Source organism: Micromonospora sp. NPDC000089, from assembly GCF_042899365.1.
Classification (GTDB): Bacteria; Actinomycetota; Actinomycetes; order Mycobacteriales; family Micromonosporaceae; genus Micromonospora.
This window is the reverse complement of the sequence record NZ_JBIAZT010000001.1, coordinates 665,891-677,759: the sequence shown is the minus strand read 5'-3', so window position 1 is coordinate 677,759 and position 11,869 is coordinate 665,891. Positions and strand designations below refer to the sequence as shown.

Sequence of the window (11,869 nt, the reverse complement as noted above, 5' to 3'; positions counted from 1 at the left end):
CGCAGCCGGTTCCGCGCGTAAGGTGAACCTCGGGCAGTACACCGTTCGACAGGAGCTTCCATGACCAGCACCCTCCCGGCGTCCTCCAGCGACGCGCGGCCGAGCACCCTCGCCGAGGGCGACTACAAGGTGGCGGATCTGTCGCTCGCCGAGTTCGGGCGCAAGGAGATCCAGCTCGCCGAGCACGAGATGCCCGGCCTGATGGCGATCCGTCGTGAGTTCGCCGACGCCCAGCCGCTGGCCGGCGCGCGGATCACCGGCTCGCTGCACATGACCATCCAGACCGCCGTCCTGATCGAGACCCTGGTCGCGCTCGGCGCGCAGGTCCGCTGGGCGTCCTGCAACATCTTCTCCACCCAGGACCACGCGGCCGCGGCGATCGTCGTCGGCCCGACCGGCACCCCCGACTCGCCCGCCGGCGTCCCGGTCTACGCCTGGAAGGGCGAGTCGCTCGAGGAGTACTGGTGGTGCACCGAGCAGGTGCTCGCCTGGCCCGACGGGCAGGGTCCGAACATGATCCTCGACGACGGCGGCGACGCCACCCTGCTGGTCCACAAGGGTGTCGAGTTCGAGAAGGCCGGGGTCGTCCCGCCGGTCGAGTCCGCCGACTCCGAGGAGTACGCGGTCATCCTCCAGGTGCTGCAGCGCAGCCTGGCCGAGGACGGCCAGCGCTGGACCCGGATCGCCGCCGGCATCAAGGGCGTCACCGAGGAGACCACCACCGGTGTGCACCGGCTCTACGAGATGCACCGCGCCGGCACCCTGCTCTTCCCGGCCATCAACGTCAACGACTCGGTGACCAAGAGCAAGTTCGACAACAAGTACGGCTGCCGGCACTCGCTGATCGACGGCATCAACCGCGCCACCGACGTGCTGATCGGCGGCAAGATGGCCGTCGTGCTCGGCTACGGCGACGTGGGCAAGGGCTGCGCCGAGTCGCTGCGCGGCCAGGGCGCCCGGGTCGTGGTGACCGAGGTCGACCCGATCTGCGCGTTGCAGGCGGCGATGGACGGCTACCAGGTCGCCACCCTGGACGACGTGGTCGAGCAGGCGGACATCTTCATCACCGCCACCGGCTGCTTCGACGTCATCACCAACGAGCACATGGCCCGGATGAAGCACCAGGCCATCGTGGGCAACATCGGCCACTTCGACAACGAGATCGACATGGCCGGCCTGGCCAAGCGCTCGGACGTCGAGCGGCTCAACATCAAGCCGCAGGTCGACCTCTGGAAGTTCGCCGACGGGCACGCGATCATCGTGCTGTCGGAGGGTCGCCTGCTGAACCTGGGCAACGCCACCGGCCACCCGAGCTTCGTGATGTCGAACTCGTTCGCCAACCAGACGATTGCCCAGATCGAGCTGTTCACCAAGACGCAGGAGTACCCGATCGGCGTCTACGTGCTGCCGAAGCACCTGGACGAGAAGGTCGCCCGGCTGCACCTGGCCGCGCTCGGCGCCAAGCTGAGCACGCTGACCAAGGAGCAGGCCGCGTACCTGGGGGTCTCCCCGGAGGGCCCGTTCAAGCCGGAGCACTACCGCTACTGAGTTCTGATCGTTCGAGGACCGGGTCGGCCGCCGCGCGGCCGGCCCGGTCCTTTTCGCGTACGCCTCGCGGCCCGTCCGGCCAGGTGTGTGCCGGCGGACGGGGTGGCCTCGTCGGACGCTACGAACTTGATGACGCCGACGAATCGGTCTGTCGCGCCGGGCCGCCACGCGCTCGCTTCCGCCTTCGCTGAGCTTGCCCACAGCGGGAGCTGAAGGTGCATGGCGATTCGCTGACGTCATCAAGTTCGTAGCGTCCGCACAGCACGGCACCGCTGCGGGGTGGCGGTGGTGGTGGGTCCGGGCGGGGGCCCCTCGGCGCAATCCCGGGGTCGGGGTGGGTGGGGGTCAGCGGGAGCGGGGGCGGGCGGGGCGGATCCAGGTCCAGACGCACCAGGCCAGCCAGGCCAGCGAGACCGCGACCGCCAGCGGGCGCAGCCGCAGCGCGCTCAGCACGATCACCAGCAGGAGTACGGCCAGCCAGGGCCCGAGGCCCCTCACCGGCGTCGGCCGGTCGGCGCGGGTACGCCCGTACCAGGATCGGAGGGCCCTGGTGGCATGGCGGCCGGCGGGCGGACAGTGGGCGCGTCGCGCGGGTCGGCCACGGGGCATCCCTCCTCGCAGGTTCGCGGCGATCCTCGCACGGCGGCGGCCGCCCGTGCCGGGGTGCGGGGTGTCGGGGGTGACCTCGCTCGCCCCGCGACCGGATCGGCGCGCGGAGCGGGAGTGAATTCCCCGGAGCGACTTGACGGCACCCCCGCGGCGGTAGGAAGGTATGGCTGCCCTAAGTTAGTAGAGGCAAGCCTCACCGAGACACGGAGATCCGATGTTCGCCACGTACCTGATCGGCCTGCGGGAGGGCCTGGAAGCGACCCTGGTGGTCAGCATCCTGGTCGCGTTCCTGGTGAAGTCGCAGCGGCGCGACCGGTTGCCCCAGGTCTGGGCCGGTGTCGGCCTGGCCGTGGCGCTCTCGGTGCTGTTCGGCTGGCTGATCGAGTACACCTCGACCTCGCTGCTGGCCCGCTCCGAGGACCGCGAGCTGTTCGAGGCGGTGACGTCGGTCGCCGCCGTGGTCTTCGTGACCTGGATGATCTTCTGGATGCGGCGGGCCGCCCGGACGATCGCCGGGGAGCTGCGCGGCAAGCTGACCGACGCGCTCGCCGTCGGCTCGATCGCGGTGGCCGGCATGTCCTTCCTCGCGGTGATCCGGGAGGGCCTGGAGACCGCGCTGATCTTCTACTCGGCGGCACAGAGCGCGGCCGGCGGCGCCGGGCAGGGCCCGCTGCTCGCGCTGATCGGTGGCATCGCCACCTCCGTGGCGATCGGCTTCCTGCTCTACCGCAGCGCACTGCGGATCAACCTGTCCAGGTTCTTCACCTGGACCGGCGCCCTGCTGATCCTGGTCGCCGCCGGCATCCTCAAGTACGGGGTGCACGACTTCCAGGAGGCCGGCGTGCTGCCCGGCCTGAACGACCGGGCCTTCGACATCACCTCGACGCTCGACCCGAGCACCTGGTACGCCAGCCTGCTCGCCGGGATGTTCAACATCACCCCGGCGCCCACCGTGCTGGAGATGATCGCCTGGGTCGCGTACGCGGTGCCGGTGATGCTGCTCTTCCTGCGCAAGCCGGCGACCCCCGCGAAGCCGGCGCAGCCGACCGCCCCCGTGCCGACCGCCCCCGCGCCGACCGCCCCCGCGCCGACCGCCGCCGAGCCGGCCCCGACCGTCGCGCCGGGCGCCGAGCGGGGGCCGGACGAGCCCGCCGCCCCGGCCTCCGCCCCGCAGCGCGCCTGACTCACCCGTACTCCGAGGAGACAAGCAACGATGCGTACCGCCCGCTTCCTGGTGCCCGCCGCCGCCGGCGTGCTGGTGATCACCGGCGTCACCGCCTGCGGCTCCGCCGACGGCAAGGAGGCCGCGAAGGCCGGGAACGCCGTGACGGTCAAGGCGACCGACACCGCCTGCGAGGTCGACCGCACCGACCTGCCCGCCGGTCAGGTCATCTTCACGGTGACCAACTCCGGCGGCAAGGTCAACGAGTTCTACGTCTACGGGGCCGGCGACCGGGTGATGGGCGAGGTGGAGAACATCGCCCCCGGGCTGAGCCGGGAGCTGCGCGTCGAGCTGCCCGCCGGGACGTACGAGACGGCCTGCAAGCCCGGGATGGACGGCCGCGGCATCCGCGGGGCGTTGAAGGTCAGCGGCGGCGGCGCGACCGCCGCCCCGGACGCCGCGCTGGCCGGTGCCACCGCCGAGTACCAGCGGTACGTCACCAGCCAGACCGCCGAGCTGCTGACGAAGACCGAGCAGTTCGTGGCCGCGGTCAAGGCCGGCGACGTGGCGAAGGCCAAGGCGCTCTACCCGGTCGCCCGCACCCCCTGGGAGCGGATCGAGCCGGTGGCGGAGAGCTTCGGTGACCTGGACCCGAAGATCGACGGCCGCGAGGAGGTCGTCGAGGAGGGCATGGAGTTCACCGGCTTCCACCGGATCGAGAAGGACCTCTGGACCACCGGCGACATCAGCAAGGACGGTCCGGTGGCCGACCAGCTGCTCACCGACGTCAAGGCCATCGTGGCCAAGGCGAACGCCGAGAAGCTCACCCCACTGCAGCTGGCCAACGGCGCCAAGGCGTTGCTCGACGAGGTTGCCAGCGGCAAGATCACCGGTGAGGAGGAGCGGTACTCGCACACCGACCTCTGGGACTTCGACGCCAACCTGGCCGGCTCGAAGGCCGCGATGGACGCGCTCCGCCCGGCGCTGGAGCAGCGCTCGCCCGAGCTGGTCAAGCAGCTCGACGTCGAGTTCACGAACGTCGAGGCCGCCCTGAGCAAGCACCGGGCCGGTGCCGGCTGGAAGCTGCACACCCAGCTGAGCAAGGCCGAGCTCAAGGAGCTGTCGGACAGCATCAACGCCCTCGCCGAGCCGATCAGCAGGGTCGCCGCGGCCGTCGCCCGCTGACCACCGGTCCGTCAGGAGAGTCGATGAGCGAGCAGCAGCGCACGCCCGACGCCGCCGGGCCGGCCGACCGGCGCGGCACGGCGATGTCCCGCCGCCGGGCCATCACCCTGGCCGGCGCCGGTGTGGCCGGCGTGGCCGGGGTCGCCGCCGGCGCGACGGCCCTGGTCCGGAGCGTCGACCACGCCTCGTCGAACCAGCCGGCCGCCGACGCGGTGCCGTTCCACGGCGAGCACCAGGCGGGCATCACCACGCCCGCCCAGGACCGGCTGCACTTCGTCGCGTTCGACGTGATCACCAAGGACCGGGCCCGGCTGGTCGCCATGCTCCAGGAGTGGACGGCCGCCGCCGCCCGGATGACCGCCGGCCGGGACGCCGGGGTGATCGGCGCCGTCGGTGGCGTGCCGGAGGCCCCGCCGGACGACACCGGTGAGGCGCTCGGGCTGCCCCCGTCCCAGCTCACCCTCACCGTCGGCTTCGGCCCGACGCTGTTCCGGGACGCCCAGGGACGCGACCGCTTCGGCATCGCCGCCCGGCGTCCCGCCGCCCTGGCCGACCTGCCGCACTTCGCCGGGGACGCGCTGCGCCCCGAGCTGTCCGGCGGCGACCTCTGCGTGCAGGCCTGCGCCAACGACCCGCAGGTGGCCGTGCACGCGATCCGCAACCTGGCCCGGATCGGGATGGGCGTGGTCAGCGTCCGCTGGTCCCAGCTGGGTTTCGGGCGTACCTCGTCGACCTCGCGGGACCAGGCCACCCCGCGCAACCTGTTCGGCTTCAAGGACGGCACCGCCAACCTCAAGGCCGAGGACACCGGGCTGCTGCGCGAGCAGCTCTGGGCCCAGCCGGGCGACGGGCCGGACTGGATGACCGGCGGGTCGTACCTGGTCACCCGCAAGATCCGGATGCAGATCGAGACCTGGGACCGCAGCTCGCTGGCCGAGCAGGAGCAGATCGTCGGGCGGACCAAGGGCAGCGGCGCGCCGCTCGGCCGCCGGGACGAGTTCGACGAGCCGGACTTCGCCGCGAAGGCCGACGACGGGCAGCCGACGATCCCGGTCGACTCGCACGTCCGGCTCGCCCACCCGAGCACCAACAACGACGCCCGACTGCTGCGCCGCGGCTACAACTTCGTGGACGGCTCGGACGGGCTGGGCCGGCTCGACGCCGGGCTGTTCTTCATGGCGTACCAGCGGGACCCGCGCAAGCAGTTCGTGCCGATCCAGACCCGGCTGGCCCGGCACGACGCGATGAACGAGTACCTGCGGCACGTCTCCAGCGCGGTCTTCGCCTGCCCGCCCGGCGTCCGCGACGGCGCCGACCACTGGGGGCGCGCCCTCTTCGGCTGACCCGGAGCCCGCGCACGGTGGCGGGTGGCGCCGCGTTCGGGGGATCATGGCGGTACGTCCGGTACCGTGCCGGGTGAAACTCCGCTCCCACCGAATTGAACGGGGATGGAAACATAAACCCCATGAGAGCCCGGGTACTGGTGGTCGACGACGACCCCGCGCTCGCCGAGATGCTCGGCATCGTCCTGCGCAGCGAGGGCTTCCTGCCCTCGTTCGTCGCCGACGGGGAACGGGCACTGGCCGCGTTCCGGGACAACCGGCCCGACATCGTACTGCTCGACCTGATGCTGCCCGGAATGAGCGGGATCGACGTGGCGCGGGCGATCCGCACCGAGTCGGGCGTGCCGATCGTGATGCTGACCGCCAAGAGCGACACGGTCGACGTGGTGCTCGGGCTGGAGTCCGGCGCCGACGACTACGTGGTCAAGCCGTTCAAGCCCAAGGAGCTGGTGGCCCGGATGCGGGCCCGGCTGCGCCGTGGCGAGGACGTCGCACCGGAGATGCTGACCATCGGGCCGCCCGGCAACCAGATCACCATCGACGTGCCGGCGCACACGGTGAGCCGGGACGGCGAGGAGGTGAAGCTGACGCCGCTGGAGTTCGACCTGCTGGTGGCGCTGGCCCGCAAGCCGCGTCAGGTGTTCACCCGCGAGGTGCTGCTGGAGCAGGTCTGGGGCTACCGGCACGCGGCCGACACCCGGCTGGTGAACGTGCACGTGCAGCGGCTGCGGGCCAAGATCGAGCCGGATCCGGAGCGACCGGAAATCATCCTGACCGTGCGGGGCGTGGGCTACAAGGCGGGCACCGGATAACCTGGGTCGCACCGTGACCAGCACTCCGACCCGCCCCGACACCCCCGCCGGCTGGCGTCCCGCCGCAGCGGCGCTGTGGCGTGCGCTGGTCGGCCGGGTGCTGCGGCTCACCGGGGGGCTGCACCAGACCTGGCGGCGGTCCCTGCAGGTGCGCGTGGTCACCATCACGCTGGTGGCCTCCAGCCTGCTGGTCGGCGGCTTCGCGTACGTGATCGCCGACAAGATCACCAATATCCTGCTGGAGAACGCCCAGACCGACGTGCGGCTGCGGCTGCGCAGCGGCAGCGAGTACTCGTCGAAGCAGCTCACCCTCTACAGCCAGCCGCAGGACGCCCAGGTGCAGGACACCATCGAGGGCACGGTCAACTACCTGGCCGGCGGCGATCCGCAGCAGACCAGCGGGGTGGTGGTGGCGATCACCGCCGACCGGCACGCCGACGTGATCAAGACCCGGACGTCCCCGGCGCTGGACATCGGGCCGCTGATCAGCCGCGAGCTGCGCGCCTCGGTCGCCAACGGCAAGATCGCCCACCAGATCCAGACCGGCCGGCTCACCGGCGACCGCCGCACCAAGTACCTGGTGTACGGCTCACCGGTGCCGACCCGGTTCGGCCAGGTGGAGCTCTACTACCTCGTACCGCTGGACCGGCAGGACGGCGTCGCCGGGGACGCCCGGTCCACCGTGCTGGCCACCGGCGTCGCGCTGGTGCTGCTGCTCGGCCTGCTCGCCGCGCTGGTCACCCGGCTGGTGGTCACCCCGGTCCGGGTGGCCGCCCGGACGGCGCAGCGGCTCTCCGCCGGGCTGCTCGACCAGCGGATGGTGGTCAACGGCGAGGACGACCTGGCCCTGCTGGCCGCCTCGTTCAACCAGATGGCCACCAACCTGCAGCGGCAGATCCTCCGGCTGGAGGAGATGTCCCGGCTGCAGCGGCGGTTCACCTCCGACGTGTCGCATGAGCTGCGGACGCCGCTGACCACCGTCCGGATGGCCGCCGACCTGATCTTCGCCGAGCGGGACGAGTTCGACCCGGCGGTGGCGCGCAGCGCCGAGCTGCTCCAGGCCGAGCTGGACCGCTTCGAGGAGCTGCTCACCGACCTGCTGGAGATCAGCCGGTTCGACGCCGGGTTCGCGATGCTCGACTCGGAGCCGACCGACCTGGTGCCGGTGGTGCACCGGGTCGCCGAGCGACTGGCCGGGCTGGCCGAGCGGGTCGGGGTGGCCGTCGAGCTGGACGTGCCGGACAACCCGGTGATCGCCGAGGTCGACCCGCGCCGGGTCGAGCGGGTGCTGCGTAACCTGGTCGGCAACGCGGTCGAGCACGGCGAGGCGAAGCCTGTGCTGATCACCCTGGGGGTGGACCAGAACGCCGTCGCGATCACCGTCCGCGACCACGGGGTGGGGCTGAAGCCGGGCGAGGAGAAGCTGGTCTTCAACCGGTTCTGGCGAGCCGACCCGTCCCGCGCCCGGCAGACCGGCGGGACCGGGCTGGGCCTGTCGATCAGCCTGGAGGACGCGCGGCTGCACGGTGGGTGGCTGGAGGCGTGGGGCGCGCCCGGTCAGGGCGCCCAGTTCCGGCTCACCCTGCCGGCCCGGGCCGGTGACCGGCTCACCACCTCGCCGCTGCGGCTGGTGCCGGCCGACGCCACGCTGCCGTTCGGTGGGCCCCGGACCGGCGAGATGCTGGCCATCGGGCCGGGCGGTGGGGGAGCGCTGGCGATCGGGCCGGGCCCCGCGACGGCCGGCGACCGGGCGGAGGCACGACCGTGAGGCTGAGGGACGGCGGGAGCCGGCGCGGCGGGAGCCGGCCGAGGCTGGTGGCCGCCGCCGGCGCCGTGCTGCTCGCCCTCGGCGCGGCCGGCTGCGGCATCCCGTCCCGCACCGACGTGCGGGTGGACGGCGAGGGCCCGGCCGTGCAGGCCGGCTCGTCCAGCTTCCGCCGGGACGAGCCGCCCACCCGGTCGGTCACCAACGACCGGCCCACCTTCGTGGACAACTTCCTGGCCGCCGCGGCGGGCGAGCCGGAGGGGGCGTACCAGCGGGTGGGGTTGTTCATCGCGCCGGAGAACCGGGCCCGGCTGCAGGTCCGGCCGGGCAACGAGGTCTCGATCAACGTGGTCCGGGTGACCGAGCGGCCGGTGATCACCGAGAACGCCAACGGCGAGTTCGACGTCCGGCTGCCCGTGCAGCAGGTCGGCCAGCTGCGGGCGAACGGGGTGCTCGGCCCCGCGGTGGCCACCGAGGCGGAGTACACGTTCTCGCTGCGCACCGCTCGGGAGGAGGGTGGCGAGGGCACCGGCCTGTACGTCACCAACCCGCCGAACGTGCTGCTGCTGAGCACCGACGCGCTGCGCAGCTACTACCAGGCGCACACGATCTACTTCTGGAACTCCGACCAGACCCGGCTGGTCGCCGACCAGCGCTACCAGCCGCTGGCCGTGCCGCGGGAGCGGCTGGTCAGCGAGGTGGTCAAGTGGCTGATCGGCGGCCCGTCGGAGTGGCTCGGCCCCGGGGTGAGCCGGCTGCCGGACCGGACCGCCCTGATCAACAACGCGGTGGAGACCGACGACCGGTGGGAGGTCGCCGTCGACCTGCCCGGTGACGACCGGGGGAAGCTGGAGAAGCTGGCCACCCAGCTGGCCTGGTCGCTGCCGGACCTGGACGGGCAGCTCCAGCTGACCACCCGCAACCAGTCCCGGGTACGCATCGACGACCTGGAGCGGCACCGCCAGGCGCACCCGCCCTACCAGCTCCCGCAGAGCCTGGAACGGTTCACCGTCTACGACGGCGCGGTCCACCCGCTGGTCATTCCCGGCGAGCCGAGTGGTCCGGTGCCGCTGGCGCCGGCCGACAACCACGCCGTCGTGTCGGCCGCGTTCCGGCAGACCGAGGAGCGGATGCTCGCCGCCCTGGTGACCGACGTGCCCGGGGGGCGGCAGCGGCTGGCCGTCGGCACCGGCTCCAATCCGGTGCCGCCGGTCCAGCTCGCCCCGCAGACCTTCCGCACGATCGGGCGCCCGCTCTGGCTGCGCGACACGGCGGCGGAGGAGCCGTACGGGCTGGTGGTTGCCGACGGTCAGCTCTACCGGTTCGACGGGTCGGCCCGGATGATCCGGGTGCCGGTCGGGGTCACCGGCGCGGTGAGCGCGGCGGCCACCTCGCTGGACGGGCACCGGATCGCCCTCATCGTCGGCGGCGCGCTCTGGGTGGCGGCGTTGAACCTGGACGGCGGCGTGGTCTCGCTGGGCCCTCCCCGGGCCGTGCCGACGACCCTGACCGAGCTGTCGGCGGTGGACTGGGCCGCGGAGAACGACCTGGTCCTGGCCGGCACGTCCGGCCGCTCCTCGGTGTACGAGGTGAGCGTCGACGGGACGGTGCAGACCGAGCTGGTCGGCGAGGTCGGCGCCCGGGTCACCCACCTGGCCGCGTACCCCACCAACCCGGTCAATCCCCGGCCCGGCCTGCAGTTCATGTACGAGGCGAACGGGGTGTCCTACCGGTTCCCGTCGACCGAGAAGATCCGCGTCGACCAGGTGCAGGATGTGCCGTCCACGCCGACGGGCGGCCGGCCGGGCAGCGCCACCGCGCCCTTCTTCCTGTACTGAGCGCGGCATGGCGGGCGGCGGGGGCGAGCTCTGGGCCGACCTGACCGATCTGGTGCTACCCGTCGGCTGTGCGGGCTGCCGGGAGCGCGGGCCGACCCGGCGCGGTTTCTGCCCGGCCTGCGCCGCCGCACTGGGTGCGCTGCGACCCGGCCCGGTACGCCCCACCCCCGCCCCGCCCGGCCTGCCGCCCTGCCACGCGCTCGGCCCGTACGCCGGCCCGCTGCGGGAGGCGCTGCTGACGTACAAGGAGCGGGGCCGGCACGGGCTGGCCCGGCCGCTGGGCGCGTTGCTGGCCGAGGTGGTGGCCGTCGGGGTGGGGCCGGCCCGGCCGGTGCTGCTGGTCCCGGTGCCGGACACCGCGGCGGCCGCCCGGGCCCGCTACGGCGACCACCTGACCCGGCTGGCCCGGGCCGCCGCGGCCCGGCTGCGCGCGGCCGGTTGGGACGTCCGGCTGGCCCGGCCGCTGCGGGCGCTGCCCCGGCCCGACTCGGTGACGCTGGACAGCGCCGGACGGGTCGCCGCCGCCCGGGACGCCTTCCGGCTCCGGCCCGGCGCGGGCGCCGGCCCGGACGACCGGGCGGTGGTGGTGCTGGACGACATCCTCACCACCGGTGCGACGTTGGCGGCGGTGAGCCGGACTTTGCACCTCGTGGGAATGACGCCAAAGTGCGCGGCGGTGCTCGGTGCAACGCAAAAGCGGCGGCATCGGTGACGCTTCGTGTTTCCCTTTCACCCCATGGTGTAAGCAGCTGTGAAGAGTCTGGGAGTTGTGGGCAACTGGGGGTGACTGGCGACCGAACAGGAGTTAGCGTTTTCGTGTCGAGGGTAGGAGGTTCGTCACCCCACCTCTCGACCGTGAAAGGAGGCGTAGCCGTACTCGACCGGTCGACGCCGCGCGGAAACTCCCCGGGTCGGTCGACCGAATTCCAGAAATCAGACGGCCATCCGAAAAAGGGAGGTCACGTGGACATCGTGGTCAAGGGCCGAAACGTCGAAGTGCCGGACCATTACCGGGTGCACGTAGCTGAAAAACTCGCAAAGATCGAGCGCTACGACCACAAACTCATCCGCGTCGACGTGGAGTTGTTCCACGAGCGCAATCCCCGCCAGTCCGACACCTGCCAGCGCGTGGAGATCACCGTGGTCTCCCGTGGGCCGGTCATCCGGGCCGAGGCCTGCACGAGCGACTTCTACAGCGCTCTCGACGCCGCCATCGCCAAGCTGGACACCCGACTGCGCCGCGCGGCCGATCGCCGTCGCGTGCACCGGGGCCGGCACGCGCCGCTCTCCGTCGCCGCCGCCACCGCCGACCTGCCGGTGGCCGACCTCGACGGAGCGGTCGTCCGCTCCGCCGGCACCGCCACCGCGGTCGCCGAGCGTGACGAGGACCCCGCCGACCAGTACGACGATCAGCCCTGGCACATCGCCCGGGCCAAGGTGCACCCCGCCGAGCCGATGACCGTGGACGATGCCCTGTTCCAGATGGAACTGGTCGGGCACGACTTCTACCTTTTCCACGACAAGGAGTCGGGCCGGCCGAGCGTGGTCTACCGCCGGCACGCCTACGACTACGGCATCATCGCGCTCGACGTCTGACGCCCCTGACC

Annotated in this window: 10 protein-coding genes; 9 read left to right on the top strand and 1 reads right to left on the bottom strand. The window is 72.5% G+C overall.

The window, feature by feature from the left end:
* Positions 1–60: 60 nt before the first annotated feature.
* On the top strand, positions 61–1,548 hold the full coding sequence (gene ahcY, locus ACFY3U_RS03215; RefSeq protein ID WP_387193970.1) for an adenosylhomocysteinase: 1,488 nt from the start codon (positions 61–63) through the stop codon (positions 1,546–1,548).
* 345 nt (positions 1,549–1,893) lie between these two features.
* Here the strand turns inward: ahcY and ACFY3U_RS03210 are convergent, their stop codons facing one another.
* Positions 1,894–2,046: a hypothetical protein gene (locus ACFY3U_RS03210; protein ID WP_387193967.1), complete on the bottom strand. Its 153-nt coding sequence runs from the start codon at positions 2,044–2,046 to the stop codon at positions 1,894–1,896.
* 325 nt (positions 2,047–2,371) lie between these two features.
* Here ACFY3U_RS03210 and efeU point away from each other — a divergent pair, with 325 nt between their 5' ends.
* The 8 genes from efeU to hpf all read left to right on the top strand — a co-directional run bounded on the left by efeU (position 2,372) and on the right by hpf (position 11,858).
* Positions 2,372–3,340: an iron uptake transporter permease EfeU gene (gene efeU, locus ACFY3U_RS03205; RefSeq protein ID WP_387193964.1), complete on the top strand. Its 969-nt coding sequence runs from the start codon at positions 2,372–2,374 to the stop codon at positions 3,338–3,340.
* A 30-nt stretch (positions 3,341–3,370) separates the two neighbouring features.
* Entirely contained in the window at positions 3,371–4,504 is a 1,134-nt protein-coding gene (efeO, locus tag ACFY3U_RS03200) for an iron uptake system protein EfeO (protein WP_387193961.1), read from the top strand.
* A gap of 23 nt (positions 4,505–4,527) precedes the next feature.
* Positions 4,528–5,847 carry an iron uptake transporter deferrochelatase/peroxidase subunit gene (gene efeB / locus ACFY3U_RS03195; RefSeq protein ID WP_387193958.1) on the top strand — a complete coding sequence of 440 codons (1,320 nt, stop codon included), beginning with the start codon at positions 4,528–4,530 and terminating at the stop codon, positions 5,845–5,847.
* 122 nt (positions 5,848–5,969) lie between these two features.
* A complete protein-coding gene (gene mtrA, locus ACFY3U_RS03190; RefSeq protein ID WP_154939275.1) occupies positions 5,970–6,659 on the top strand; it encodes an MtrAB system response regulator MtrA in 690 nt (229 codons plus the stop codon).
* A 73-nt stretch (positions 6,660–6,732) separates the two neighbouring features.
* On the top strand, positions 6,733–8,427 hold the full coding sequence (mtrB, locus tag ACFY3U_RS03185) for an MtrAB system histidine kinase MtrB (protein ID WP_387194148.1): 1,695 nt from the start codon (positions 6,733–6,735) through the stop codon (positions 8,425–8,427).
* Entirely contained in the window at positions 8,424–10,262 is a 1,839-nt protein-coding gene (locus ACFY3U_RS03180) for an LpqB family beta-propeller domain-containing protein (RefSeq protein ID WP_387193954.1), read from the top strand. The genes mtrB and ACFY3U_RS03180 overlap by 4 nt, the downstream gene beginning before the upstream one ends.
* Positions 10,263–10,269: 7 nt before the next feature.
* On the top strand, positions 10,270–10,974 hold the full coding sequence (locus tag ACFY3U_RS03175; protein WP_387193951.1) for a ComF family protein: 705 nt from the start codon (positions 10,270–10,272) through the stop codon (positions 10,972–10,974).
* Between the two features lie 251 nt (positions 10,975–11,225).
* Positions 11,226–11,858 (top strand): ribosome hibernation-promoting factor, HPF/YfiA family, encoded by a 633-nt coding sequence (hpf, locus tag ACFY3U_RS03170; protein ID WP_387193948.1) that lies wholly within the window; start codon positions 11,226–11,228, stop codon positions 11,856–11,858.
* The last annotated feature ends 11 nt before the right edge of the window (positions 11,859–11,869 follow it).

Excerpts from the sequence above, each read along its gene's own strand:
- efeO (WP_387193961.1), top strand. The coding sequence starts at position 3,371 with ATGCGTACCGCCCGCTTCCTGGTGCCCGCCGCCGCCGGCGTGCTGGTG.
- efeB (WP_387193958.1), top strand. The coding sequence starts at position 4,528 with ATGAGCGAGCAGCAGCGCACGCCCGACGCCGCCGGGCCGGCCGACCGG.
- efeU (WP_387193964.1), top strand. The coding sequence starts at position 2,372 with ATGTTCGCCACGTACCTGATCGGCCTGCGGGAGGGCCTGGAAGCGACC.
- ACFY3U_RS03175 (WP_387193951.1), top strand. The coding sequence starts at position 10,270 with ATGGCGGGCGGCGGGGGCGAGCTCTGGGCCGACCTGACCGATCTGGTG.
- ahcY (WP_387193970.1), top strand. The coding sequence starts at position 61 with ATGACCAGCACCCTCCCGGCGTCCTCCAGCGACGCGCGGCCGAGCACC.
- mtrA (WP_154939275.1), top strand. The coding sequence starts at position 5,970 with ATGAGAGCCCGGGTACTGGTGGTCGACGACGACCCCGCGCTCGCCGAG.